The sequence below is a fragment of the Corallincola spongiicola genome, assembly GCF_004284785.1.
In the GTDB taxonomy this organism is placed as follows: domain Bacteria; phylum Pseudomonadota; class Gammaproteobacteria; order Enterobacterales; family Neiellaceae; genus Corallincola; species Corallincola holothuriorum.
This window is the reverse complement of the sequence record NZ_SHLY01000005.1, coordinates 157,102-183,317: the sequence shown is the minus strand read 5'-3', so window position 1 is coordinate 183,317 and position 26,216 is coordinate 157,102. Positions and strand designations below refer to the sequence as shown.

General features: G+C 49.7%; 27 protein-coding genes and 5 tRNA genes. 20 read left to right on the top strand and 12 right to left on the bottom strand.

Annotated elements, in window-relative coordinates; genetic code table 11:
• Positions 1-27 precede the first annotated feature (27 nt).
• On the top strand, positions 28-1,776 hold the full coding sequence (locus EXY25_RS14450; protein WP_130567299.1) for an HD domain-containing phosphohydrolase: 1,749 nt from the start codon (positions 28-30) through the stop codon (positions 1,774-1,776).
• A 76-nt stretch (positions 1,777-1,852) separates the two neighbouring features.
• The gene (locus tag EXY25_RS14445) at positions 1,853-2,647 is read left to right on the top strand and encodes a hypothetical protein (protein WP_130567298.1); all 795 of its coding nucleotides are present in this window, start codon (positions 1,853-1,855) and stop codon (positions 2,645-2,647) included.
• On the opposite strand, the gene rlmM is transcribed toward EXY25_RS14445, so the two are convergent.
• The 10 genes from rlmM to hemA all read right to left on the bottom strand — a co-directional run bounded on the left by rlmM (position 2,607) and on the right by hemA (position 11,124).
• Positions 2,607-3,683: a 23S rRNA (cytidine(2498)-2'-O)-methyltransferase RlmM gene (gene rlmM / locus EXY25_RS14440; protein WP_114338970.1), complete on the bottom strand. Its 1,077-nt coding sequence runs from the start codon at positions 3,681-3,683 to the stop codon at positions 2,607-2,609. The two genes, EXY25_RS14445 and rlmM, sit on opposite strands and share 41 nt — an antisense overlap.
• The gene (locus tag EXY25_RS14435; RefSeq protein ID WP_114338969.1) at positions 3,680-4,048 is read right to left on the bottom strand and encodes a DUF423 domain-containing protein; all 369 of its coding nucleotides are present in this window, start codon (positions 4,046-4,048) and stop codon (positions 3,680-3,682) included. Before EXY25_RS14435 ends, rlmM begins: the two co-directional genes overlap by 4 nt.
• 7 nt (positions 4,049-4,055) lie before the next feature.
• Positions 4,056-4,712, bottom strand: a complete 657-nt coding sequence (locus EXY25_RS14430; protein WP_130567297.1) for an alpha/beta family hydrolase — start codon at positions 4,710-4,712, stop codon at positions 4,056-4,058.
• On the bottom strand, positions 4,705-5,643 hold the full coding sequence (locus tag EXY25_RS14425; RefSeq protein ID WP_130567296.1) for a transcriptional regulator GcvA: 939 nt from the start codon (positions 5,641-5,643) through the stop codon (positions 4,705-4,707). Before EXY25_RS14425 ends, EXY25_RS14430 begins: the two co-directional genes overlap by 8 nt.
• Complete coding sequence (kdsA, locus tag EXY25_RS14420; RefSeq protein WP_114338966.1) at positions 5,643-6,497, bottom strand: 3-deoxy-8-phosphooctulonate synthase; 855 nt, start codon at positions 6,495-6,497, stop codon at positions 5,643-5,645. Before kdsA ends, EXY25_RS14425 begins: the two co-directional genes overlap by 1 nt.
• Before the next feature lie 84 nt (positions 6,498-6,581).
• Positions 6,582-7,418 carry a SirB1 family protein gene (locus EXY25_RS14415; RefSeq protein WP_165419373.1) on the bottom strand — a complete coding sequence of 279 codons (837 nt, stop codon included), beginning with the start codon at positions 7,416-7,418 and terminating at the stop codon, positions 6,582-6,584.
• Positions 7,419-7,422: 4 nt separating this feature from the next.
• Complete coding sequence (locus EXY25_RS14410; RefSeq protein WP_114338964.1) at positions 7,423-7,812, bottom strand: SirB2 family protein; 390 nt, start codon at positions 7,810-7,812, stop codon at positions 7,423-7,425.
• A gap of 60 nt (positions 7,813-7,872) precedes the next feature.
• Positions 7,873-8,724: a peptide chain release factor N(5)-glutamine methyltransferase gene (gene prmC / locus EXY25_RS14405; protein WP_130567294.1), complete on the bottom strand. Its 852-nt coding sequence runs from the start codon at positions 8,722-8,724 to the stop codon at positions 7,873-7,875.
• A 26-nt stretch (positions 8,725-8,750) separates the two neighbouring features.
• Positions 8,751-9,839, bottom strand: a complete 1,089-nt coding sequence (gene prfA / locus EXY25_RS14400; protein ID WP_114338962.1) for a peptide chain release factor 1 — start codon at positions 9,837-9,839, stop codon at positions 8,751-8,753.
• Positions 9,840-9,858: 19 nt separating this feature from the next.
• Positions 9,859-11,124: a glutamyl-tRNA reductase gene (gene hemA, locus EXY25_RS14395; protein ID WP_130567293.1), complete on the bottom strand. Its 1,266-nt coding sequence runs from the start codon at positions 11,122-11,124 to the stop codon at positions 9,859-9,861.
• 185 nt (positions 11,125-11,309) lie between these two features.
• Here hemA and lolB point away from each other — a divergent pair, with 185 nt between their 5' ends.
• The 9 genes from lolB (at position 11,310) to EXY25_RS14350 (ending at position 17,943) form a co-directional block, all read left to right on the top strand.
• Positions 11,310-11,957 carry a lipoprotein insertase outer membrane protein LolB gene (gene lolB / locus EXY25_RS14390; RefSeq protein WP_114338960.1) on the top strand — a complete coding sequence of 216 codons (648 nt, stop codon included), beginning with the start codon at positions 11,310-11,312 and terminating at the stop codon, positions 11,955-11,957.
• A complete protein-coding gene (ispE, locus tag EXY25_RS14385; protein WP_130567292.1) occupies positions 11,954-12,811 on the top strand; it encodes a 4-(cytidine 5'-diphospho)-2-C-methyl-D-erythritol kinase in 858 nt (285 codons plus the stop codon). The genes lolB and ispE overlap by 4 nt, the downstream gene beginning before the upstream one ends.
• A 15-nt stretch (positions 12,812-12,826) precedes the next feature.
• A tRNA-Gln gene (locus EXY25_RS14380) sits at positions 12,827-12,901 on the top strand.
• Positions 12,902-12,930: 29 nt separating this feature from the next.
• On the top strand, positions 12,931-13,872 hold the full coding sequence (locus tag EXY25_RS14375) for a ribose-phosphate pyrophosphokinase (protein ID WP_114338958.1): 942 nt from the start codon (positions 12,931-12,933) through the stop codon (positions 13,870-13,872).
• A gap of 164 nt (positions 13,873-14,036) precedes the next feature.
• On the top strand, positions 14,037-14,675 hold the full coding sequence (locus tag EXY25_RS14370; RefSeq protein WP_130567291.1) for a 50S ribosomal protein L25/general stress protein Ctc: 639 nt from the start codon (positions 14,037-14,039) through the stop codon (positions 14,673-14,675).
• 18 nt (positions 14,676-14,693) lie between these two features.
• Entirely contained in the window at positions 14,694-15,284 is a 591-nt protein-coding gene (pth, locus tag EXY25_RS14365; protein WP_114338956.1) for an aminoacyl-tRNA hydrolase, read from the top strand.
• Positions 15,285-15,306: 22 nt separating this feature from the next.
• A complete protein-coding gene (gene ychF / locus EXY25_RS14360; RefSeq protein ID WP_130567290.1) occupies positions 15,307-16,398 on the top strand; it encodes a redox-regulated ATPase YchF in 1,092 nt (363 codons plus the stop codon).
• 129 nt (positions 16,399-16,527) lie between these two features.
• Complete coding sequence (locus EXY25_RS14355; protein ID WP_165419372.1) at positions 16,528-17,028, top strand: GNAT family N-acetyltransferase; 501 nt, start codon at positions 16,528-16,530, stop codon at positions 17,026-17,028.
• Between the two features lie 12 nt (positions 17,029-17,040).
• Positions 17,041-17,943, top strand: a complete 903-nt coding sequence (locus tag EXY25_RS14350; protein ID WP_130567288.1) for a hypothetical protein — start codon at positions 17,041-17,043, stop codon at positions 17,941-17,943.
• Between the two features lie 15 nt (positions 17,944-17,958).
• On the opposite strand, the gene EXY25_RS14345 is transcribed toward EXY25_RS14350, so the two are convergent.
• Positions 17,959-19,791, bottom strand: coding sequence for a M61 family metallopeptidase (locus EXY25_RS14345; protein ID WP_130567287.1), 1,833 nt, complete (start codon positions 19,789-19,791; stop codon positions 17,959-17,961).
• Positions 19,792-20,055: 264 nt separating this feature from the next.
• Here EXY25_RS14345 and EXY25_RS14340 point away from each other — a divergent pair.
• The 4 genes from EXY25_RS14340 (at position 20,056) to EXY25_RS14325 (ending at position 20,438) form a co-directional block, all read left to right on the top strand.
• Positions 20,056-20,132: transfer RNA gene (locus tag EXY25_RS14340), tRNA-Met, on the top strand.
• Positions 20,133-20,157: 25 nt separating this feature from the next.
• Positions 20,158-20,242: transfer RNA gene (locus EXY25_RS14335), tRNA-Leu, on the top strand.
• A gap of 13 nt (positions 20,243-20,255) precedes the next feature.
• Positions 20,256-20,330, top strand: a tRNA-Gln gene (locus EXY25_RS14330).
• A 33-nt stretch (positions 20,331-20,363) separates the two neighbouring features.
• Positions 20,364-20,438 (top strand) — tRNA-Gln (locus EXY25_RS14325).
• Between the two features lie 57 nt (positions 20,439-20,495).
• Here EXY25_RS14325 and EXY25_RS14320 read toward each other — a convergent pair.
• On the bottom strand, positions 20,496-21,659 hold the full coding sequence (locus EXY25_RS14320) for an FAD-dependent monooxygenase (RefSeq protein ID WP_207232177.1): 1,164 nt from the start codon (positions 21,657-21,659) through the stop codon (positions 20,496-20,498).
• A 241-nt stretch (positions 21,660-21,900) separates the two neighbouring features.
• Here EXY25_RS14320 and EXY25_RS14315 point away from each other — a divergent pair, with 241 nt between their 5' ends.
• The 5 genes from EXY25_RS14315 (at position 21,901) to corC (ending at position 26,215) form a co-directional block, all read left to right on the top strand.
• Entirely contained in the window at positions 21,901-22,194 is a 294-nt protein-coding gene (locus EXY25_RS14315; RefSeq protein WP_114338950.1) for a hypothetical protein, read from the top strand.
• A gap of 143 nt (positions 22,195-22,337) precedes the next feature.
• On the top strand, positions 22,338-23,765 hold the full coding sequence (miaB, locus tag EXY25_RS14310; protein ID WP_130567286.1) for a tRNA (N6-isopentenyl adenosine(37)-C2)-methylthiotransferase MiaB: 1,428 nt from the start codon (positions 22,338-22,340) through the stop codon (positions 23,763-23,765).
• Between the two features lie 39 nt (positions 23,766-23,804).
• The gene (locus EXY25_RS14305; protein ID WP_407642950.1) at positions 23,805-24,842 is read left to right on the top strand and encodes a PhoH family protein; all 1,038 of its coding nucleotides are present in this window, start codon (positions 23,805-23,807) and stop codon (positions 24,840-24,842) included.
• The gene (gene ybeY / locus EXY25_RS14300) at positions 24,839-25,300 is read left to right on the top strand and encodes an rRNA maturation RNase YbeY (protein ID WP_114338948.1); all 462 of its coding nucleotides are present in this window, start codon (positions 24,839-24,841) and stop codon (positions 25,298-25,300) included. Before EXY25_RS14305 ends, ybeY begins: the two co-directional genes overlap by 4 nt.
• 33 nt (positions 25,301-25,333) lie before the next feature.
• Positions 25,334-26,215, top strand: a complete 882-nt coding sequence (gene corC, locus EXY25_RS14295) for a CNNM family magnesium/cobalt transport protein CorC (protein WP_114338947.1) — start codon at positions 25,334-25,336, stop codon at positions 26,213-26,215.
• The last annotated feature ends 1 nt before the right edge of the window (position 26,216 follow it).

The following is a 26,216-nucleotide window of genomic DNA, read 5'->3' as shown; positions in this document are numbered from 1 at the left end:
TAACCTTTTAGCGACAGCTGTTACGTCATGAAAACTAGAGCAGTAGACAAGTCATTACATATTAAACACCCTGATACTCTTTATCTGGCGGTGGATAAGCTATTTCGCTTGAGCACCGACGGGCCATCGAGTCAATTTGTCGTTGGCGTACACAAATTAGCAAAAATCATCTATCAGTCTTACCCTCTTGATGCCCCGGTGATCATTGCCCACCTGTCGCTGCACAATGACAAGTTCAGTTTGGCAGTTAACGAAGCGCTTAATTGTGCCATCTTGACCTGTGCACTTGGTTATCAAAGCCATTGGAGCAGCCACCACGTCGTACCATTGATCGCTGCGGCCATCAGCAAAGATATTGCTGACTTGCAGTTAAACAATAATCGCTTTGATGGCACCCGTTTTAACGAGCAAGAAACACTGCAATGGCATAACCGTGGTGATCGTGCCAAGCAGTGGTTGAGTGCCGCAGGAGTCACCTCCGCACTTTGGCTGGAAGCCGTCGCTGGGCATGCAGCCAAAATGGACGGCTCTGGCTACCCAGCTCTCGCCGGCTATCAGCTGACACCAGCGGTCAGGCTACTGAGTTGGTGCAGTTTTTTTTCTGAGCAGATTTGTCCCCGAGCCAACCGCACAGGCTTACGTCCCAGACAAATCATCCGCTACGCCTTAGGCCGCAGACGGCACGCCTTTGATCGACAGCTAATTAATAAAACCGCACAGATCTTCGCACCTATTCAGCCAGGGGCTGTCATTAAGACCGAAGATAAACAACATGCCATAGTGATTGGCCGGCAAAACAGGCGCGAAGCTATTATCACCTCTGTGGTCACTAAAGATCTAGATATTCAGCAGTGCAATATCAGCGGCATAATAAAGCGCTACCCCACCCAGATCGACAAAGGACGTCACTTTCTCGCTCGACTGATCCGTGGCTGGCAGCAGATGCAAGCACAATCCATCACCTTACTTGACGGCCTACAAATAGCCCGGCAAGAAACACTCAGCCCAGAAAAAATTACTGAAGTGGCTTACCTATTTGAATTAGAAGAGCCTGACATACCAGCATTAGCTAGATTATTAACCGAATACCCCTCCCTATTGTCACGTTTAGCGCTGCAAGCCCAACGCTTAAGCCGCCGTCAGCTTAACGTCAGCGACCCGAAACAGATCTTAATGATGCTAGGACTCGAGCGTGCATCTCCCTTAGTGCAGCGTAACGCTATGCTAGAAGCCCTTGAGGCCAACGCTGGACCATATCAACGAACACTTAGTTCACTGATTGAGTGCTATAGCGCTTTTTGTTCTCTCATGGCAGAGCAAACCAAATTTGCAGATATAGAAAAGACCCGCATCATTTCCACAGCCCAATGTGCGGGCTTTCTACTGTCTCCCGAACTCATTGCCACCCGCCCAGCCAACATACAAAACAACGGGCAACGCCCCGGATTTTGGTTCAAACAGCAGGACAACCTGCGATTGGAATCGCTAAGCCTTGCCTTCGCCAAGCGCTGGCAGCTTCCGCCTTTCGCCCTGAACGCGCTGCTCCTTGCCGCTGAACGTGTTGCCCCCAATGCCAGCAGAAAAGCGATCGGCTACGCTCACCTGTTAAAACTTTGTAGCCAGCTTTATCAGCACTTTATGGCAACGGGTGAAATGACGTTAAAAAACAAAGAAACCAAGGAATTAGCTGTTTCACTCGGTATCAACGATAATCAGCTTAAAAATACCTTTAATACATTTATTCAACAATATCACCCCTACACACCACTCGATTAGCTTGCTGATTTTATGAACAGTGGTAGAATCAACGATCTGTCGGTAAACGGGCACCGACTGTTTTAGGAGAAGTAGATTGCTGGTATTGATTCGTTGGGTTTTCAGCCTGTTAATTTTGGCGGCAACCGCCCTTTTTGTTGTGGACGGCGTAATACGTACTAATCCAACGCTACCGATCACAGTATATTTAGCGGTGATCATATGGGGCGTAGCTGGAGCTTCCTGTTTCGCTCGAAACTGGGGCGTCGGTGCTGCTTATGCATTTCGTCCATTCATGTTGTCTATCCCTGTAGGCTTAGGCTTATTCGCTTGGGGATTCTGGATGCATAGTCAACATAGCTTTGATGTTACAGAAGTGCCTCGCCTAGCAAATGCTCATACCCAGATAGAAGGTGACACCTATCAACTTCCCGATTACGAAGAGCAGCTCAAACCCAAAACCTACCGTCCCAAGTTGCAAGCCGTGCCAACGGTAGCAAAGAAGGTTGCAGCAGAAATGCAGCTTCAAGCAGGTGACTGCGATCTCGATAGACATACTCAACGTTGGTGTCGCGGTTTTTACTTCGAAGCGGGTAAACAACCAGAACAAGAACTAAAAGAGTTCGTCGCCCAACAGCCACTCACTGAGTTGGATTCATGGCCGGATAATGCTTGCCCGAGCTACAGTGTCTTTGATGGCCAGCATAAGTACGGGCAAGTGGTTAACATTAGAAAAGGCGAAGTTGAATGCGGCGCCGCACAAATGAAGCCTGGGCAGCGCCACCCTGTTCAGATTTGTGTGCAGTGGTATAAATACGACTGCATAGTACCCGGCGCGAGCGCCTGGGCATCTATCGGTCTCGACGAGGCTCCCGACGCAAGTGTACAGTGATCTCTTCTCTATCGTGATAGAGGTGCTTTGCTGTCACTTGGTATCTTACTCCTTCATCTCGTAAGAACTGCTTCATTAACTCTAAACAGCGTTCTGCTTCGCTGAAACGTTGTTTCATTGGCAGTTTTAAGTTAAATATCGCTTCTTCACACCAACGATTAGCTAACCACTGCCCCATCAAACGAGCTATGCGGCCAGGCTTTTCAACCATGTCGCATACCAGCCAGGTGATATTTTTACGTTTTGGCTCAAAGCCAAAGCCATCCGCCATGAAGTGCTTCACCTGACCGGTTTCCATTAGTCCTTCATCCATCGGGCCGTTATCGACCGCAGATACCATCATGCCTCTGCGTACCAGTTGATAAGTCCAACCTCCCGGGCTGGCGCCAAGGTCAACAGCATTCATGCCCGATGTAACGCGCTTCTCCATCTCCTCCGGGGGGACGAATGTCATGAAAGCTTCTTCCAACTTCAGCGCTGATCGACTCGGAGCATCTTTAGCCAAACGTAGCCTCGGTATTCCCATTTCAAAGCGACTATTATTGCCTGGAATCGAGTAACCCAACATCATCTCTGCTCCATCAAGTACGCACAGATGAAACACAGGTTTGTCCGCTTTCGGCTTGTCTGTCAGCTTTCTATGTTTACGTAACGCCTGGCGCAGTGGCACTGAAAACTTACGGCAGAACTTACTCAGCTCTTTACCTTCGTTGGTATCAACCGGCTCCACCATCAATTCTCCGCATAGCGGAAATTCTGACGCGGCCGCTACAACTTCAGAGATACGATCTTCAACCGACATATCCTGCAAATGGGCAACACAAGCGATCATCTGACGAGCAAAAATCAGACGCCAGAACTGCAAGCGACGAACCAAATATTCCGCATCGCCTTCAGTGAAGCATCGATACAAGACATAACCTGTGTTTGGCTTTGCTTCCGCATAGCCTGCAGATACACTCATAGCGCGCTGCGTGATCTCTGCGGCGCACTCTTTTTCAAACCCGGGCCGACAATAAAGTAACAGCGCGTTCATGACATCTCCTGCCAAAGTTTTTTGGCGGCTAATAACCAGCCTAAGATTAAGGCAGAGCCCCCTATAGGGGTGATCATACCGATAACACCTATACCTGAAACTGCCAACAGGTAAAGGCTTCCACTAAACAGGGTCGCCCCAAGAATTAACCAAATGGCTTCACTACGCAGCGACACTTTGCTGTAAAGAGACAAAGCGACGAGTGCCAGTACGCCTAAGCCATGATAGATCTGATATTGCACCCCAGTATTAAAGGCCGCCATTAACTCTGGCGACAAACGATGCTTTAAACCATGAGCCCCAAAAGCACCCAAGGCTATTCCCGTCGCCATCATCAGCGCCGCTATCGTGGCAATTTTTTTCATAACTATTTTATCTCTTATCGCCGACAACGGTGACTTGCTGATGTACAAATTTGGCCACTTGCGATGCCGCAAAAATCATATTCTCCGCGAGAGTCGTTCCACTGCGCTTACGCGGAATAAAGCTATGCTCGCCATCAATAACCGCGGTAATCGACACATCATTGGGCAGCTTAAAACCTGGCCATTCATCCTCTTTACCAAACGGATCACGTTGCCCCTGCAAGATCAACGTCGGTACTCGGCAACTATGCAGTTCCGCCAGGCGCAACTTATCTGGCTGACCAGGCGGATGAAATGGGTAGCCAAAAGCGATCACCCCAAGTGCCGTTTCAGTCTCTGCAGCCACATTAGCGGCCACACGGCTGCCCATCGACTTGCCGGCAAGAAACAATGGCAGTTCATCATCAAATTGCTGCATAACCTGTTTAAAGGCCGCGATCAAAATCGGCATACGATCAGGGGGACGTCGCCGTTGCTCATCTGTCATCTTGACCATATAGGGAAAATTGAAACGTATAACCTCAATCCCCTGCGTAGTAACAAGCGAAGCCATTTGCGCCATGAATTCAGAATTCATACCCGCACCCGCCCCATGGGCCATGATCATACGGGCAATAGGTTTATCAGCTTGACTAATAAGTTGAAACGGAAGCGGCTCACTCATATGAGCCATCCATCGGCTCAGGTTGGATCCCGACTAAATAATTTTGCTCTTTCATCACCCGTTCCATCACCCACGCCTTAAACGCAACCACCTTCGGGTTATCAACATCCTCGTCAGGAAAGACCAGGAAATAGGAATCACGACTCAACATGGCGGTTTTAAACGGCACAACCAGGCGACCACTCTCGATGTCTGGCCTAGCAAGCGTGGTATGTCCTAGCGCCACTCCCTGCCCCAAAATAGCGGCTTGTAACGCCATAGTTGAATGGCTAAATATCGGGCCGACATTAGCATTGACGTGTTTAGCCGATGCTTGTCGCAGCCACCGCTTCCAGTCTTGACGGCTACCGTCATGAAGTAGTGAGTAGTATTGCAGATCATTAGGCGTTTTCAGCGGATGAGTACCCTGCAATAACTGCGGCGCACAAACAGGGATCCGATACTCTGAGTGCAGCTTACACGACTCCAAACCCGGCCAGCGACCACGTCCGTAGAAGAATGCAACATCCACGTCATCATCCAATGGGCCAGACTCTTTATCCACTGCTTTAATCCGTACATCAATTTCAGGGTACTTGGCACTAAACTCACTTAGCCGGGGAACCAACCAACTAATAGCAAAACTCGGCGTAAGACTGACAGTTAACGCACCACTGGCCCGCATCGCCATCATTCTATCCGTCGCTTCTGACAAAGCGCGCAACAGAGGGCTGACTGTCTGAAAGTAACTTTGTCCCTCTTCCGTCAGCAGCAAAGTACGATGGGCGCGCCGAAAGAGGCGCACACCGAGAAAGGATTCCAGTGCTTTTATCTGGTGGCTGACCGCCGCCTGCGTTACAAACAACTCTTCCGCCGCTCGAGTGAAGCTTAAATGGCGGGCAGCCGCTTCAAAAGTCTTAACCGCATTAAGCGGCGGGAGCTTGTTACTCATCAGGAATTGGTATCAACATCCGGCAGCGATTTCACCACATCATCAACCGCTTTAACGTGAGACAAAAAGGCTTCCAGCTTGTTTAGTGGCAGTGCACTAGGGCCATCGCAACGAGCGCTTTCAGGATCAGGGTGAGATTCCAAAAACAGCCCTGCCAAGCCAACGGCCATACCGGAACGTGCTAACTCTGTCACCTGATGGCGACGACCACCAGATGCAGCACCTAGCGGATCTCGACACTGCAAGGCATGGGTAACATCAAAAATCATCGGTGCATTGTCACAAGCATCTCGCATCACGCCGAAACCCAACATATCAACGACAAGGTTGTCGTAGCCCATGCAGCTACCGCGTTCACAAAGAATGATTTGCTCGTTACCACACTCGGCAAATTTATCGACAATATTCTTCATCTGCCCGGGGCTGAGAAACTGCGGCTTTTTGACATTGATAACTGCATTGGTTTTCGCCATCGCTTCAACCAGATCGGTTTGCCGTGCCAAAAATGCCGGTAATTGGATAACGTCCACCACCTCAGCGACCGGCGCAGCCTGCTCGCAGGTATGGATATCCGTGATAATTGGTATATCGAAAGTGCTTTTAAGCTCTTCAAATATTTTTAGCCCTTCATCCATCCCCGGTCCACGATAAGAGAACACAGAAGAGCGATTAGCTTTGTCAAAACTGGCTTTAAAAACATAAGGGATCCCCAGCTTCTCGGTTACGGTCACATAATGCTCAGCAACCGCCATCGCCATGTCTCGCGATTCCAAAACATTCATACCACCAAACAGTACAAAAGGAGCCTGGTTTGCTACTTGAATATCGCCAATCTTCACAACCTGCTGTGCCATAACAATCTCTCTTAATTGGGGTTGCTGAATAAGTTATAAAAATGGGTACCGTCATTGCCGGTTGCGACAGCACCTGACCTAAGATTAGTGGAACACAACCTGTTCGCTAGCCATTTGACGCATTTGAGTTTTTAGCAGCGGCGCCGAGGGATCATCGGGACATTTTTGCAAAAAGAATTCAAAGTCCTTTAAAGCCAACGGAAAGCATTGCAACTGCTGTAATAAAAACCCTCGGTCTCGCACCTCAAATGGGTCATCCTGATTCAAAGTCAGCAGTTGCTCACAGCAAATCAAAGCCTCCGCGAAGCGCTCCTCACGGATCAATGCCGCCTTTAAACCCAATAGCAAACGACTCAATGCCTGATCCTCATCAATCGGTTGCAGCATATCGTCTGACAAACGAGCCAGATCACCACGAATACCGCGCAATCGAGCTTCCATTTCAGCAAAGCGCAACTCACGACCGTCCGTAGCATCGATATAGCGATATCCCAATTGCTGATCATCAATACGTACCAAGACTGCGCCGGGGTACTCGACGATGGCACAAGGGATCTCACTGTATTGCAACAGGTAAAGATACAGCATAGACATCACGATAGGGCTACCAGCAGACTGCTCTATCACTCTGTCAACTAAGCCATTATCTGGACTTAAACAATTTTCCGCTTGTGGCCGAAACTTTAGCTCTTGATAAAGATATTCATGAAAAGCTGCAAGCCTGGCATCCATCGAATCATAATAGGCTGTACGCTGTGCCGCATCCCATGCCCACTTATCTAAGTGCAGCAGGGTTTGCGCGGTAACAAAACGCTTCTGTAATTTCGAAGATAGCTCTAACGACCTCGCGGTCACGGCTTTAATATCAAACTGCACAGTCAACTTTAAGTTTTCTCTATCTAAATTTTTACTAAGCTCCACAGGCTTATCCCAGCAACATCGGTGCTTTGCTACGAGCCAAGTAGAGAATAAAACCAAATGTCGCCACGGCGAGAACAAAGGATATGCGCTTTATGGTGGCAGTTTTACCGAGTTTCAAGGCAAACAGGCCCAAGACGATATAAACCACTAACAGCAACACCTTCTCAGTCAGCCAAGCGTCACTTAGTGGGTACTGCTGCAAAGCGATTGCCAGCAGTGCCGCAGTCAATAACAAACATGTATCGTTGACATGAGGTAGAATTTTCAACCACTTAGCAGACGCCATTCCTACTGCAAATTGCTGTAGAAAAAAGCGAAACACAAAAAGAAAAATACTCAGCACTGCAAACGTCATATGCAGGTGTTTCAACATCATATAGTTCTCAGCCAACATCATTTTTCTCCATCATCTGCTGTATTGCTTTCATCCCATCATTCACTCTGATTCGTGAATCTATTCGCTATCTCTTTGCCAACAACCCAAGGTACACCTAGGGTTCCCGGCATAATCATTTATCACTTTCACTTCAACGAAGCCGGCACTTTCAAACAACGCTGCGACTTGCGCGCCTTGCTGCCAACCATGCTCTATCAACAACCAACCCGGTGAAGCTAAGTGTGTTTTAGCCTGTTCACAAATCGTGCGAATATCAGCTAAGCCAGACTCCTCTGCCACCAAGGCAGACAATGGCTCAAAACGCACATCCCCCTCACGCAGATGGGGATCATTGGCATCAATATAGGGAGGATTACTCACTATCAAATCGAACAATGGTGAACGACTGAAGCAAGCGAGCCAATCACTTTGTTGCCACTGGCATTGCTCTAATCCAAGGCGCTGAGCATTGCTTTTTGCCAACGTGATAGCACCCGCCATGCGATCTACGCCATAAATCTGCCAGGCTGGCCGCTCACTCGCCAACGCGAGGGCAATCGCTCCGGTACCAGTACCCAAATCAACCACTCGCGCAGACGCAGGCAGAGGTAAATCTAATGCGACCTCCACCAAAACTTCGGTATCTGGACGGGGAATAAGCGTATCAGGGCTCACCGCCAACGGTAAGCTCCAAAACTCTCTCACTCCCGTTAAGTGAGCCACAGGATGACCTGCGATCCGCTGCGCCACGAGCTGACGAAAAGCCTGTTCAGTCTCTTCATCCAGCTCCCTTTCCGGCCAAGTCAAAAGATAGCTACGAGGCTTATCCAACAAAAAACAGAGCAACACATCGGCATCCAAAGAGGCCGAATCAGAACAGTCAGCCAAAGCTGATTTCGCCCAGCGCAGTAAGGCGGCTATGGAGTGCATATCGCGAGCTATCCCGACCAACGGTCTTAGTTGTCTTGCGCCAACGCAGCCAGAAGATCCGCCTGATGCTCTTGAATAATAGGCTGTAATACCGCGTCCAATTCACCTTCCATCACTTCTGCCAAGCGATATAAAGTCAGATTAATCCGATGATCGCTAACCCGCCCTTGGGGGAAGTTATAGGTACGGATCCGCTCAGAACGATCGCCACTTGCTACTAAGCTGCGACGCATCGTATCTTCTTCGGCCTGACGTTTTTCATCTTCAGCAGCCTGCAGTCGAGCCTGCAACACGCTCATCGCCTTAGCTCGGTTTTTGTGCTGTGAACGTTCATCCTGACACTCGACCACAACACCCGTCGGGATATGAGTAATACGTATTGCCGAGTCAGTTTTGTTAACGTGCTGTCCACCAGCGCCACTGGCGCGGAAGGTATCGACGCGCAGATCGCCAGAGTTGATCTCAATCGCTTCCGCTTCTGGAACCTCAGGCATCACCGCCACAGTACAAGCTGATGTATGGATCCGTCCTTGCGACTCAGTTTCAGGTACTCGTTGCACACGGTGTCCGCCAGATTCAAATTTCATCCGACCATAGACACCACTGCCGACAACGCGGGCAATGACCTCTTTATAGCCGCCATGTTCGCCCTCATTGGCACTGACCAGCTCCATCTTCCAACCCAGCTGCTCGGCATAGCGACCATACATACGATACAAATCACCGGCAAAAATCGCGGCTTCATCACCACCGGCCCCAGCCCTGATTTCAAGGTAGGCGTTATTGTCATCTTTCGGATCGCGAGGGATCAGCAAGATCTGCAACTCATCAGAGAGCTGCTCTACCGCAGACTTTGCTTCTTTAAACTCGTCCTGCGCCATCTCGCGCATTTCGGGATCATCATCTTTAAGCATCTCTTCAGCCGCTTCCAGATCTTGCTCGGCCTGCTGATAACGATGGAATCCTTGGATCACTTCTTCAAGCTGAGAGTATTCTTTCGACAACGCGCGAAAGCGGTCTTGATCAGCAATGGTGCCAGGATCACCCAATAGCGCCTGTACTTCTTCATAGCGCTCATTCAGCGCTTCTAATTTTGCGTAGATAGATGGTTTCATCTTTCCTCGGAATAAGATGTTAGCCGTTCTTAATCAGATCTAAGCCCAGTACATCTCTTATTAGATTGAGTTTTTCCAATTCGCCCGCCTGTCCTGCGTCAGTTAACGCCCGGGTCGGAGAATGGATAAGTCGGTTGGTCAATTTATAAGCCAGTTCATTCAACACCTGTTCAGGTGAAACCCCTGACTGCAAATTCTTCAATGCCCGCTCCAGTAACTCGTCACGGGTCTCTTCAGCAAGTTGACGGTAAGAACGAATGGTGTCTACCGCACTTTGACCACGCAGCCACCCTTCAAAGGCGACCACGTAATCCGCAATGATCTGCTCTCCCTCCGCCGCAGCATCTTGGCGAGAGGCCACATTCTGCTCCACGATCCCTTGTAAATCGTCGACAGTATAGAGGTAAGCATCATCAAGATCTCCCACCTGTGCCTCGATATCTCGAGGAACGGCCAGATCAACCAGCAACATCGGCGCGCGTTTACGCTCAGCAAGTGCGGCACTGACCATGCCGGTGCCAATGATTGGCAGCGGCGCAGCAGTCGAACTGATGACAATATCGGCACCCGCCATGCGCTCGGGGATCTGACTAAGCGTCAGCGCTTCGCCATGAAAACGATCAGCCAACTCCAACGCCCGCGGTACCGTTCGATTTGCTACAACTATCTGGCGCACGCCTTGCTCCGCCAGATGCTGCGCCACCAGTTCGATGGTCTCACCCGCTCCCACTAACATCACCCGGCTTTTATCCAACGAGCCAAAAATATGCTTCGCCAGATTCACTGCAGCATAGGCGACAGAAACTGCGCTGGCGCCAATTTCAGTTTCACTACGCACCCGTTTGGCCACGCTAAACGCTTGCTGAAAAAGGCGATCTAAAATAGTACCCAGCGTATTCGCCGCTCGCGCTGATGCGTACGCCTGCTTTGCCTGCCCCAAGATCTGTGGCTCACCCAGTACCAAGGAATCGAGCCCACTGGCAACCCGCATCAAATGACGCACTGCGTCATTATCCTGATATTGATAGAGACAGTCATTCAGCAGCGCTTGGGGTAATCCATGATAATTTGCCCACCAGGCAGCCAGGTTTTCAGCCAACCCATCGTCAGCATGACAATAGATCTCGGTACGGTTACAAGTCGATACAATAGCAGCCTCGTGGACACCATTATTCGCCTGCAACGCACGCGTCGCATCGACCAGAGTGTCGGGCGAAAATGCCACCTGCTCTCTGACCGAAACCGAAGCGGTTTTATGATTAATACCGAAGGCGTATAGCGCCATGAAGAAAACAAACCATCATTAATTTATACTCAATCCGATGATTTTACGTAAATCGGCGCCAACAAGGAAGTCGAACAGTTGCCTGCTTAAACCGCCAAGGTATACTTGCCAACCACATCTTGTTGCTTAGCCATCCACGCGAACCAACATTGCTCGACAAAAACCGTTATAAATAAGAGCACATAATGAGATCTGCATTTCACTGTTTTCGCCCTTACGCTGCCACCAGCTTATTGCTATTTTTCAGCCTGTTTTTATTCGGTTGCCCGCAAACTCCTGTCGTGGAAGCCCCCGAGGTCGCGGATCCTGCACAAGCTTTTGCCCAGCACCAGCAATCACTGACAACGCTGTCACACTGGCAGGTGCGTGGCAAAGTAGCGATCAAAACAGCTGAAGAATCCAATACGGCAAATCTCAACTGGCAGCTTGCTGGGGCTGACTACAAGTTAATGCTCACCAGCTTCATTGGTACCTCTTTAATGGAGCTTGAAGGTGACAAATACCAAGCGGTATTAAAAGTGGATGGCGAAACCTATCACTCCCGCGCACCAGAACGTCTGATCTACCAAACAACAGGCTGGCGCCTCCCTGTCAGCACCCTCCCCGATTGGATCTTAGGGCGACTCAGTCAGCCAAACGCAAAACATGTGTTAGACAGTAGCGGCAAGCTTGCCAGTCAATCGTTGCAAACCGACGACGGTTTACTTTGGCAAATAGACTATCGTGAGTATCAACAAGCAGGTGGCCATTGGCTGCCAAGAAAAATGACCATTCACGGCCCAGAGATCACGATTAAATTGGTGATCAGCAAGTGGGAACTCCAAGATCAATGACAGCGCAAACAACGAACACGGCACTGACACTGCCCAGCCCAGCCAAACTGAATCTGTTTTTACACATCAATGGCCGCCGCACTGATGGCTACCATGAATTGCAAACAGTGTTTCAGTTTGTGGATTACGGCGACACCTTAAGCTTTCACTTGCGCAGTGATGGCGAATTCACTTTATCCCCATCATTACCTGGGGTGGCTGATGCCGACAATTTAATTATAAAAGCAGCCAAAAAACTGCAGCAAGCAACTGAATGCACGCTAGGCGCTGACATTAAATTGGAAAAACGGCTACCAATGGGCGGTGGTATTGGCGGAGGCTCCTCAAATGCAGCGACAACGCTCCATGGCCTCAATCAGCTTTGGCAACTAGGGTTATCTGAAGCGCAGCTAGCAGATATAGGCCTGTCTCTTGGCGCCGACGTACCGGTGTTTGTCCGTGGTAAAGCCGCCTACGCCGAAGGTGTCGGTGAAAAATTACGCCCAGTGACATTGCCAGAACCTTGGTACGTGGTATTACGACCTGATTGCCATGTCAGCACCGCAGAGGTGTTCTGCGATCCGGCCTTACCAAGAAATACAAAAAAACTGGAGAAACTGCCCGAAGATTTGTGGCAGCTCAACAATGATTGTCAAAAACTGGTGTGTGACAAGCACCCTGCGGTTGAAAAGGCCTTACAGTGGTTGCTAGAATACGCGCCGGCTAGGATGACGGGGACAGGCAGCTGTGTTTTTGCACAGTTTGACAGTCAAATACAGGCAAATGCCTGCCTTGCTGCAGCAGCCGATACCTACCAAGGCTTTGTTGCACAAGGTATCAACTCATCTCCTCTGCTAAAGTATCTGAATACGTAAACCAAGACATGTTATTGGGATATCGCCAAGCGGTAAGGCAGCGGGTTTTGATCCCGCCATTCCCAGGTTCGAATCCTGGTATCCCAGCCACTTACTTTTAATGCTCCGAGGGTCAGCCTGTGCCTGATATGAAGCTTTTTGCCGGAAACGCTACACCGGAACTCGCAGAAAAGATTGCCGAACGTCTTTACATCAAACTGGGTTCCGCCACTGTCGGCCGTTTCAGTGACGGTGAAATCAGCGTAGAGGTTAAAGAAAACGTCCGTGGTCTGGATATCTTTATTATCCAATCCACCTGTGCACCGACCAATGACAATCTCATGGAATTGATTGTTATGGTTGACGCCCTGCGTCGCGCCTCAGCTGGCCGAATCACTGCGGTAATCCCCTACTTTGGTTATGCCCGCCAGGATCGTCGCGTACGCTCACAACGTGTACCTATCACAGCCAAAGTGGTTGCTGACTTCCTGTCTAGCGTTGGTGTAGACCGCGTATTAACCGTTGACCTTCATGCTGAGCAGATCCAGGGCTTCTTCGACGTCCCTGTTGATAACGTATTCGGTACACCTATCTTGCTCAACGATCTCAAGCAAAAGCAGTTTGAAGCACCGATTGTTGTCTCTCCCGATATTGGTGGCGTTGTTCGCGCACGCGCCATGGCGAAGCTGTTAGAAACCGACCTCGCGATCATCGACAAGCGTCGCCCACAAGCCAACGTGTCTCAAGTGATGAATATCATTGGTGATGTGGAAGGCCGCGACTGTATCTTAGTTGATGACATGATCGATACCGGTGGCACACTTTGTAAAGCAGCCGAAGCATTGAAGTCTCACGGCGCTAAACGTGTATTTGCCTACGCAACTCACCCTGTCTTTTCAGGTAGTGCGATCGACAACATCCGTGACTCAGTGATTGATGAAGTCGTTGTCACAGACACTATTCCGCTGCACCCAGACATGGCAAAACTGCCTAATGTTCGACAGCTCACCATGAGCGGTCTGTTGGCCGAAGCGATCCGTCGCGTCAGCAATGAAGAATCGATTTCAGCGATGTTTAGTTAATCTGTTCGCTGTCTTCGTGAAAAGAAAGGAGCCTTTAGGCTCCTTTCTTGCTTTTTAAATTGAGCGTGTCGGTGTGAAGTGTTAGGATACCGCGCCTTTTGAAGGCAGGGTCCGTTCTTTGGTCGCAAAAGACGGGCAAAAATTACTTAATTGGAGTTACACACATGTCTGATCTCTACACTCTGGATGCAGAAATCCGTACAGACCTGGGGAAAGGTGCGAGCCGCCGCCTACGTCACGCGGATAAAGTTCCTGCAGTCCTCTATGGCGGTGACAAAGAAGCCATTTCATTGACTTTGGCCCATAACAAGGTATTCAAAGCGTCTGAAAACGAAGGTTTCTACAGCCACATTCTGACCCTGAACATCGGTGGTGAGAAGGTTGAAGCTTTGCTGAAAGATGTTCAGCGTCACGTTTATAAGCCAAAGATCATGCACTTGGATTTCCTGCGCGTTGATGCGGCTCACGAAATTCACACTAAAGTACCAGTTCACTTCCTTAACGAAGACACTTCAGCAGCAGTGAAAGCGGGTGGCGTTGTTGTTCACCACATCACTGAAGTAGAAGTTGCTTGTTTGCCTAAAGATCTGCCTGAGTTCATCGAAGTTGATGTTGCTGACTTAGAGCAAGGCTCAACTCTGCACCTGTCCGACATTAAACTGCCAGAAGGCGTTGTTTTAGTTGAACTGGGCAAAGGCGAAGGTCACGACCAAGCATTGGTTGGTATTGCTGCACCGAAAGGCGCTGCTGCTGACGACGAAGCTGAAGCTGGCGATGCTGAAGAAGCAGCCTCTGAGGAATAATTGCCCGGGTAATCACACTTGAGCAAAGATATCCTACTGATTGTGGGCCTGGGTAATCCAGGCCCAGAATATCAAAGAACCCGCCACAACGCCGGTGAATGGTATGTTGAAGAACTTGCCCGGAGCCACGGTGCAACTCTTAAGGCGGAAAGCAAGTTCTATGGGCGCACTGCCCAGATCCAATTGAACGGCGAAACCGTTCGTCTGTTAATTCCATCGACCTTCATGAACCGCAGCGGTCAAGCCGTTGGCGCATTGGCGAATTTTTATCGTATAGCCCCTGAACAGGTGTTAGTCGCCCATGATGAGATGGATATGCCACCCGGAGTCGCCAAGTTTAAGCAAGGCGGTGGCCATGGTGGGCATAACGGACTAAAAGATATTATTGCCCGCTTGGCAAACAATAAGAACTTTCATCGTCTGCGGATCGGTATTGGCCATCCCGGCGACAAAAATCTGGTCACAGGCTATGTACTGGGTAAAGCACCGAGTAAAGAGCAGGATCAGATCGATCAGGCCATTGATGAAGCTGTGCGCTGCACCGACATCCTGGTCAAAGATGGCTTAGTCAAAGCCATGAACAGACTTCACGGCTTTAAAGCCGAGTAATTAACTTCTGGGGATAATCAAAATGGGTTTTAAATGTGGCATCGTTGGTTTGCCTAACGTCGGCAAGTCTACCCTGTTTAATGCACTGACTAAGGCTGGCATTGAAGCAGCCAACTTCCCGTTTTGTACTATCGAGCCCAACACGGGCGTGGTACCCGTTCCAGATCTACGCTTGGATCAACTGGCTAAGATCGTAGATCCGCAGCGCATATTGCCGACAACAATGGAGTTCGTTGATATCGCCGGACTCGTCAAAGGCGCTTCCACCGGCCAAGGGTTGGGTAATAAATTCCTTGCCAATATCCGTGAAACCGATGCCATCGGCCACGTTGTTCGTTGTTTTGAAAATGATGATATCGTCCACGTCGAAGGGCGTATCGATCCTGCCGATGATATTGATGTGATCAATACCGAATTAGCGCTATCAGATATGGAAAGCTGTGAACGCGCCATTCAGCGTGTGGCTAAAAAAGCCAAAGGTGGCGATGCTGAAGCCAAGTTCGAGATCCCAGTTCTTGAGCGGGTCCTTGCCCACCTCGAAGAGGGTAAAATGGTGCGCGCCTTGGATCTTACCAAGGAAGAGCAAGCCGCTATCCGCTACATGAACTTCCTCACCGGCAAACCAACCATGTACATTGCCAACGTCAATGAAGATGGCTTCGAAAACAACCCATATCTAGATAAAGTTCGTGAGATAGCAGCAGAAGAAAATGCCGTTGTTGTGCCAGTGTGTGCCGCTATTGAATCAGAAATTGCTGAGCTGGACGATGAAGATAAAGCGGAATTCATGGAAGAGATGGGTCTTGAAGAGCCAGGCTTAAACCGTGTTATCCGTGCAGGCTATGAACTGCTTCATCTGCATACCTATTTTACCGCCGGCGTAAAAGAAGTACGTGCTTGGACGGTAAAAGTCGGCGCTACCGCACCACAGGCGGCGGGTGTGATCCATACCGATTTCGAAAAAGGCTTTATTCGCGCAGAGATCGTTGGCTTTGACGACTATATTGCTAACAACGGTGAATCCGGAGCAAAAGAAGCGGGTAAATGGCGTTTGGAAGGTAAGGAATATATCGTTAAAGATGGCGACGTGATCCACTTCCGCTTTAACGTATAAATCTCCTAGTCTTGCAAAAAACTCGGCAGCGCCGAGTTTTTTTATGCCTGTAATTCATGCTTGATATCACCCGTCCACCGTCGCACTATGGTTTGCAATAACGATATAGAGCAAAACAGAAGATATCAGATGGACTTAGATATACGTGCGTATGCCCCCACAGACCTACCAGCATTAGCCAAGATGCTATCCTCGCCTGCGGTATTCCCCAATACCACCCGCCAACCTTACAACTCAGTAGAGATGATTGCGCCACTATTCGCCGACCTCTCACATACCCACTTGGTGGCCTATTCCGGTGAAGATCTCGTCTCAACTGGCAGCTTGCTGACCAATCAAAATCCGCGCCGTAAGCACAGCGCGGAACTGGCGATCACGGTTGCCCCAGAATGGCAGGGCAAGGGCATTGGTAGCCAAATGCTAGCCCTGCTGCTTGCACAAGCTGACAACTGGCTAAACCTGCTACGGATTGAATTAGTGGTCTTCGCTGATAATCAGGCCGGCATTGCTCTATACAAAAAGTATGGTTTTGAAGTAGAAGGTTTAAGAAAAGCGGACGCATTTAAAAATGGTGAATACTGCGACAGCTATATGATGGCGCGCTTGTCTCCCTCACTCGGCAGCTCGTAAAAGGCGGCATTAGTGAAGATAGAACGACGATGGGTTGCGGTAAACGCACTGATATTAATGCTCAGCGGATTGGCGATAGGTGGCGTATACGTTGCCATAAAAACTGATAACTGTCGCCAACAAGACGCTATTTGGTGTACCGACTTCGAGAATAATGCAGGCTTGAAAGAGTGGAAAAAGGGAGAACAAGACAATAATGCAAAGATAGTCACGTTCCCAGGTCCAATAGGTAGCCCGCAACAAAATCAAGTACTGCAGCTGAGCCTGCCACCTGGCAAGGGCGGAACAGGGCTCAACCGTAAACTAACAAAGGATTACCAACAACTGCACTTACGCTGGTTTATCCTCTACCAAACGGGATTTGATTTTTCTGCCCGTTTTCATGGTCAAGGGCTTATGGCGACCCAAAGTCGCGGTAAAGCCGGCTTCAGACCTAAAGGCAATGACTGGTTTTCAGTGAAAGTTGATCACGGCATCAATTTAGCTAGCGGTCTGCCAGCACCTTACCTTTATGCCTATTACCCCGGAATGTCGATGGACTGTCGGGATCCTAATGGTAAGTGCTGGGGGGATCGTCTGCCATGTTTTATCGATCAGCGACGCTACTGCCGAGATCCAAGCTACCGCCCCGCACCAGGACTACCACAACTGACAACAAACCAATGGTATTGCGTTGAATTGATGGTTGATCTAGGTACCCCCACTCCCTCAACGAATGGCGCAAATGGACGTATGAACCTCAGCATTGATGGTCAATCTTTGGGGCCGTGGCAAAACCTCTGGTTACGAAGCTCTGACGAGTTAAAACTTGATCGAGTTGCCATGGGCTTCTATCACCATGGTCAGCACAGTGAAGCCGGGATCCTTATCGACAACATCGTGTTAAGCGAGCAACCGATCGGCTGCTCGCTATAGGTAGGCATAAAGATGCTACTTAGACGGTTTTTCCGGGCTAACCGCAACTTCAGGGGGAGTGAATGGTTGCCCGGTCCAACTTTCATATTGGCTTTTCTGCATCGGTGATGCCGTTTTATCTTTAACTAGCTTCAGCTTGCCAAAGCTCTCGCCCAGCACCATGGTGCTACGAAGCAGCTGGTCCCGGCGGAAGTAGTGCACAACCACACTGTCACCCGGCTGGTACTGCGTCAGAGCACTCTTTGACGACCCTTGCGACAGCCGTTGACCGTTAATCGCCAGGATCTGATCACCGGCAACCAAACCTGCCGTCCAGGCACTTTTGCCACGACTGGTTTGTTTGACTAACCAACGCCCCGCTTCCTCTTTCAGTTGCCACCCAGCATCAGCGCGCGCGTCTTCATATTGCCAAGCTGTTTTCAAACCAAAGTGTTTAAGCAGCGGATCTATCTCTAACGACTCCGTACCGTCGACATACATAGCCCAAGCATGAGAAACATCATCGCCGCTGAGCTCGCCTAGGATCAGCTGAACATCAGCGACCTCATAGCCTTCGCCTTTGCTCACAGAAAATGTCTGATACAGGGCGCGATGCAGATCATCCCAACTGGCGTCACCACCACTGCTCTCCCGCAACTTTACATCCCAGAACCATGAAACCAATGCGCCCTCACCATAAATACTCACGCTATGGTTGTGTCCGCGATCACCTCCACTCTCGATCCACCAGTCAAAACTGGCTTCAGCCACAGACATCTCAGACTTACCAGGTCTATCCAGATATGCTTGTAGCTCTTTGGCAAACAACTCTAAAAACTCTTTCTCAGTGATCACACCGGCACGAACAGGCAATAGCAGATCGTAATAGCTGGTTGAGCCTTCGGCGATCCACAACAAAGGGGTGTAATTTTCTTGTTGGTAGGCATAGGGCGAGATCCCTTTCGGGCGATAGGCTTTCACATTCCAAGTGTGGATTAATTCATGGGCCGAGGTTGAAATAAAACGTATGTAGTCCTTACGTTCATGAAAGGCATACCAAGGAAATTGTATGATAGTCGAGTTCAAGTGCTCAGTGGCGCCACGCGCACCACTGGTGCCATGAACCATATAAAGGTAATCCTTAAACGGATAATCCCCCCACAGCTCTCCAGCCGCTTTATCTAGTTTTTTCAGGTCAGTAATTACCTGGTCACTGTCGTGATTGCCCTTACCCCAAAACAGCAAGCCGTAGTGACGATCTCCCATACTGAATTCATGGTATTCATGGATCCCCGTTTCAATTGGTGAATCAACCAATACATCATAGTTAGCAGCAACAAAGTGATGGGGCGACAGCTGTTTCATGCCACTGCGGGATTGCCAGTTCTCCGGTACCTGCAGCTCGACACTCAGCGGCTTTGCCCGGTGATTTGGCGAGTACATAAACACACCAGAAGCGTCGAGAAAGGCATGACTGTCGTCAATATGACGAACTCTGTCACCTAACATGTCAGCGTATAGCTGATAGCTCACCGTAACCTTACTGGCTTGCGTCACTTCCACCTGCCAATGGCTTTTATCTACTTTTTGCCAATTCAATGGTTGTTGCTTCGCATCAACAGCGGAAAACTGTCGAATACCATTGGCTAACGGCAAAATTCGATACTTACCACTCCGCCACACCGGCAAGTACAGATCCAAGGCTCCTGCCTCGGCATTCAAGGTCAATGAGACGACAGCCAAATGATGAGCAGGATCGGTCATGGTTATCGAATATTTCACATCAGCCTCGGCGGCACCGGCTGACGTAGTGAAAAAAGAAAGGGTAAAGCAAAAAGCTAAAATCAATCCGATACGGTTAAACAACATAACGACCTGTGTTTTGTAATGAATTCATCGCTATTCTAACCAGCCCTATTCGTCATCACCATCTGCATTAATAGCAAAATCGCAATGCCAAACGAAAACAATAGGTTTCGAGCTAACAATATGGGGATTTTAACGCTGACAATTCGTTCAAATTGTTCAGAGTATGCGCAAATAGAAAAAAGAACGAAATTGGGGGTTGACGAGGTAGGGGCCTATTCGCATAATACGCGCCACCCGAAAGGGGCAAAGTTAGAAAGTTGCAGTGGCTATGTAGCTCAGCTGGTTAGAGCACAGCACTCATAATGCTGGGGTCGCAGGTTCAAGTCCCGCCATAGCCACCAAATTTTCTAATGTCACAGTAAGAATGCGGAAGTGGCGGAATTGGTAGACGCGCTGGATTTAGGTTCCAGTACCTTAGGGTGTGAGAGTTCAAGTCTCTCTTTCCGCACCATGTGATTGTTTGTTGGGATATCGCCAAGCGGTAAGGCAGCGGGTTTTGATCCCGCCATTCCCAGGTTCGAATCCTGGTATCCCAGCCATTTTCTCTGGCTGAGCAAGCCACACCAAACAATTGGGATATCGCCAAGCGGTAAGGCAGCGGGTTTTGATCCCGCCATTCCCAGGTTCGAATCCTGGTATCCCAGCCATAAACTAAAAAAGCCCAGCTAATGCTGGGCTTTTTTAGTTTTGTTTAGCAGAACCACTCAAATAAGTGGCAACCCCATGGCATAGCGCAACGCTGAAGCTTTCAACGGCGTTGCTCTATTGGCCGCCCACAATCCAACACTACGCAATATCCGCAGCGGCATCTTATCGCTACCAAACGTCGCATACAGGCCATCCATAGTGCTCATCATCAGTAAATTTGCGCCTCGCCGTTTGCGCTCATAGGCCTGCGCCGCTTGTGGCCAGTCGTCAGGTTGCACTGCAGCTAGCTGCTCAGACAAAGCGATCACATCTTGAAATCCCAGATTAACCCCTTGCCCCGCCATCGGATTAATCACATGAGCCGCATCCCCCACCAGCACCACTCGCCCGGACACATAATGGTTAGCATGTTGCCGCTTAAGGGGAAAACTACTTTGGTTCAGGATCTCAAACTCAGGAAGATCATCTGGAAACGCTTCTCTGACCGCCTCCTCTAACTTCAGTGGCGCCATCGACCGCAACCTCTTCACTTCATGCGGGTAGTGGTACCACACCAATGATGCTTGCTCTTCCGCCAATGGTAAGAACGCTCTAGGACCACTCTCAACATAAGATTGCCAGGTAATATCAGGGGCAGTCTGCTGCAGTTTAACGACCACCACCAAGGCGTGTTGTTGATAATCCCATCCAGTAACCCCAATACCTGCCAGCGAACGCATTTTAGAATCCGCACCATCCGCCGCCACCACTAACGCCCCTTGCAACACCGCCCCGCTCTCTAACTTGAGATGGCAGGCGCTACTCTCTTGCGCTAACTCAACAACGGAGTCTGGTGTGTAAAGAGCGACATTGCTCTGTTCCAACGCGTTCCACAACGCGCGCTGAATCAGATCATTTTCTACTAGGTAGCCTAAGTGAGCTTCACCTACCTCCGATGCATCAAAGTCAGTCCGGCTTCCCCCCTGCTGCCACACCGACAAACGCCGATAACAGTGGCTGCGCATAGCCATCAGCTCAGGCCAGGCCCCCACCGTATCTAACAATGACTCAGAGCTGCGATTAAGTGCGGAAACCCGTAAACCACAAGGACTGCTAGGTTCAAACTCTGCTGGCGGTCGTTTCTCTATCAAGGCTACTCGCACGCCACTCATAGCGACCTTCAACGCCAACGATGCGCCCACCATGCCGCCGCCCACAACTATCAGCTCAAACCTTTCCATAACAGCTCCTTGATTAACACTAGACAGTGTACGCGAACTTTTTTCCAAGAATAACCACGGTGTTCACTGCTTATTTTTTCAACAATTGTAAGCAAACATGATAGTTCCGCCGCACAGACAAGGTTGCTTACATCTTGCACAACACTGACATATCTATAGGACTACTCTTCAACACACATTAATCACGCACTGGAAAGCTCAGGCAAAAACCGGTGCCACCAAAGGATATGGAGTTGAAATCATGGTTAGCAAAACAATTGTCGCCACGCTAACTGCACTGCTATTAAGCCACACCAGCGCCGTGCAAGCAGCAGAGAAGATGACTGACAGTAAAGCATTGATGGTGCAAACCCAGCAAACGCTGCAACAACAGCTCAAAGCAGAGATCCGCCACAGTGCCCAGCTGGCTTTGGCAGAAAGTTTTGCGACTTCCGAAGTGGCTAGCCATCAACAGCCATCCCAAGAGATGCAGGCCAGAATGGCACCGCAACTGCCGGAAGCTGCTTTACTGCCGATGACGGAGTGCAACGGTTAACGACTGATTTTCCCAGCCGCTCATGGCAAACATAGCTTGCCGCTCAATCCCGAGCGGCCTTTTTCTAGCCACTGCCGCCCATTCAGAGTAAAATGCCTGCCCCCGAATTCGGGAAAGCAATTTCGTAATAGGTTAGGCGGCACATGAGCAAAAAACTGCATATCAAAACTTGGGGTTGTCAGATGAACGAGTACGACTCGTCAAAGATGGCAGACCTACTCAATTCGATCGGCGGTTACCAGCTGACGGAAGAACCGGCAGAAGCCGACCTTCTACTGCTAAACACCTGTTCAATCAGGGAAAAGGCTCAAGAAAAGGTATTTCATCAACTTGGTCGCTGGCGCGAACTAAAAGAGCAAAATCCCAACCTAGTGATTGGTGTTGGCGGTTGTGTTGCGTCCCAAGAAGGTGACGCACTGCGCCAACGTGCTCCCTATGTAGATATCGTGTTTGGCCCGCAAACTTTGCACCGCCTGCCTGAAATGATCCGTAGCGTGCAGAATGACAGTGCACCCGTCGTCGATGTTAGCTTCCCAGAAATTGAAAAATTCGACCGTTTACCAGAGCCTAGAGCTGAAGGTCCAACGGCTTTTGTCTCTATCATGGAAGGCTGTTCAAAGTACTGCACCTTCTGTGTTGTACCGTATACCCGTGGCGAAGAGGTCAGCCGACCACTGGATGATGTCTTGTTCGAAGTGGCGCAACTGGCAGACCAAGGTGTTCGTGAGGTCAACCTGCTGGGGCAAAACGTTAACGCCTACCGCGGTGACACCAATGAGGGTGACATCTGCCATTTCGCCGATCTATTGCGCTACATTGCCGCCATCGATGGCATTGATCGCATTCGCTATACCACCTCTCATCCGGTCGAATTTAGCGATGATCTGATTGACGTATACGCTGAACTGCCGGAATTGGTGAGCCACCTACATCTGCCGGTTCAAAGTGGCTCCGATCGCATTTTGACCATGATGAAGCGTGGGCACACCGCACTGGAATACAAATCGAAGATCCGACGTCTGCGTAAGATCCGCCCTGATATCAGCATGAGCTCAGATTTTATCATCGGCTTCCCCGGCGAAACCGCAGATGATTTTGAAGCCACCATGAACCTGATCCAAGACGTTGGCTACGATCTAAGCTTCAGCTTTGTCTACAGCGCGCGCCCCGGCACACCTGCAGCCGATATGGTTGACGATATCGACGAAGAGACCAAGAAGCAGCGTCTTTATCTGTTACAAAACCGTATCACGCAACAAGCACAACAGATCGGTCGCCGCATGATCGGCAGCGAACAGCGTATTCTGGTGGAAGGACCATCACGGAAAAACCCTATGGAGTTACGCGGCCGTACCGAAAACAACCGTGTGGTCAACTTTGAAGGGCCACACTCCTCTATCGGGCAATTTGTTGACGTCAAGATCACCGAAGTCTTGCCAAATTCACTCCGCGGTGAGCTGATCCGCACTGAAGCAGAAATGTCTCTGCGTAGTGACGTTTCACCCGCAGAGATCATACGCCAGGGTAATGGCGTAGATGAGCTGGGCGTTGCGACTTTCACCCCTAACTAATTCCAAACTGGCCGACGCTAAGCGCCGGTCAGGAGGTAGATGTTGAGCACTCAAATTAGTACCCATGACGTAACATTAGAGCCCGCCGATAATAAGCGTCTCTCTAGCCTTTGTGGCCCTTTCGACGACAACTTGAAGCAGATTGAACGTCGCCTCGGTGTCGAGATCAGCTACCGTGACAACAGCTTTCGCGTTATTGGCAGCGAGAGTACCGCTGTGGCTACGGGCGAGCTGTTGAAAAAGCTCTACGTCGAAACCCAAACAGTCAAAGGCAAACTTTCGGAACTGGATGCCCATCAGGTACATCTAGCGATCCAAGAAAGCCGTATTGTCGAGCAAATCACACCAAAAGAGATGGTCAGCCCGGCCAAAGAGCTGTTTATCAAAACCAAACGCGGTGTTATCAAGCCTCGTAATCCCAACCAGAACAGTTATGTCGCAAACATTCTACTCAACGACATCAGTTTTGGCATTGGTCCCGCCGGTACCGGTAAAACTTACCTCGCCGTTGCCGCCGCAGTGGATGCATTAGAGCGTCAGGATGTCCGGCGTATTTTGCTGACACGCCCCGCGGTAGAAGCTGGCGAGAAGCTCGGGTTCTTACCCGGCGACCTGAGCCAAAAAGTGGACCCCTACCTACGCCCGCTGTATGACGCACTTTTTGAAATGTTAGGGTTTGAAAAGGTTGAACGACTGATTGAACGAAATGTTATTGAAGTAGCCCCTCTCGCTTATATGCGCGGACGTACGCTCAATGACGCCTTCGTCATTCTCGATGAAGCGCAGAACACCACGGTGGAACAGATGAAGATGTTCCTGACCCGAATAGGTTTTAACTCGAAAGCGGTGATCACTGGGGATATAACCCAGATCGACCTGCCGCGCTCGCAAAAAAGCGGCTTACGCCATGCCATCGAAGTATTGAAAGAGATCGACGGCATCAGCTTTAACCTATTTCAAGCCGCCGATGTCGTCCGTCACCCAGTTGTCCAACGAATTGTGCAGGCATACGAAGATTTCGAACAAAAGCTGGAAGTCGACAAACGTGCAGCGTTGAGCGGAACCGACAGCCAATGAGTGTCACCTTAGAGCTGCAATATGCCGCGGACGCTGCGCAGCTACCCACTGCAGCTCAGTTTCAGCAATGGGTAGATGCAGCACTAGCCATGCGCAACGAGCCGAGCGAACTCACCATTCGTTTAGTTGAGAGCGAAGAGAGCCAACAGTTGAACCACGACTATCGTGGTAAAGACAAACCGACCAATGTGTTGTCGTTTCCATTTGACGTTCCTGAGCATATTGAGCTGCCGCTACTGGGTGATTTGGTGATCTGTTGCGCCGTTGTCGCCAGGGAGGCTGAGGAACAAAATAAAGCGGCTGAAGCCCATTGGGCGCATATGGTGGTGCACGGATGCTTGCATTTACTTGGATTTGATCATATTGATGATGAAGAAGCCGATGAAATGGAAGGATTAGAAACGCAAATCCTTGCTAAGCTCGGCTATGATGATCCCTACAAAGAATTGGACAACTAATTCAATAGTGGCAAAGGAACCACAAAAGGCGCTATGAGCGAAGACAACCCTCACTCTAGTAACGGCGCTTCCAAGAAAGGATGGCTTGATAAGATCAGCCAACTATTTAAGGAAGAGCCGCAGAATCGCGAAGACCTGGTGCAGTTAATACAACATGCTCAGGAAAAGAACCTGATTAATCAGGACAGCCGTCAAATGCTTGAAGGCGTTCTTGAAGTATCAGACCTCAGGGTCAGAGACATCATGATCCCGCGCTCGCAGATGATCACCATTGAAATATGTCAGCCGTTAGAAGAGCTGCTGCCATTGGTGGTCGACAGTGCCCACAGCCGGTTTCCGGTAATAGGTGAAGACAAAGATCATGTCGAGGGCATTCTTCACGCCAAAGATCTGCTCGCCTACACCTATAAAAAAACCGATCAACAGTTCGACTTTACCAAGATACTGCGCAAAGCCGTGGTCGTGCCGGAAAGCAAACGTGTCGATATTCTACTGAAAGAGTTTCGTTCCAAACGCTACCATATGGCAATCGTCATTGATGAGTATGGTGGCGTGTCAGGACTGGTCACTATTGAAGATATTCTTGAACTGATTGTTGGCGAAATTGAAGATGAATTTGACGCTGATGACCATCAGCATGATATTCGCCAAATCAACCGCAAAGTTTTTGCTATTCAGGCGCTCACGCCAATTGCCGATTTTAACGACTATTTCGGCACCGAATTTAGTGATGACGAGTTTGATACCGTCGGCGGAATGTTAAGTCATGCGTTCGGCCACATGCCTGGTCGTGGCGAAACCATCACGCTCAACGGCATTCAGTTTAAGGTTGTACAAGCTGATAAACGACGTATTCGCCAACTGCAAGTCCGCATGCCAACCCATGCCAAAAGTGGTGAAGCAGCGGAGCTCTAAC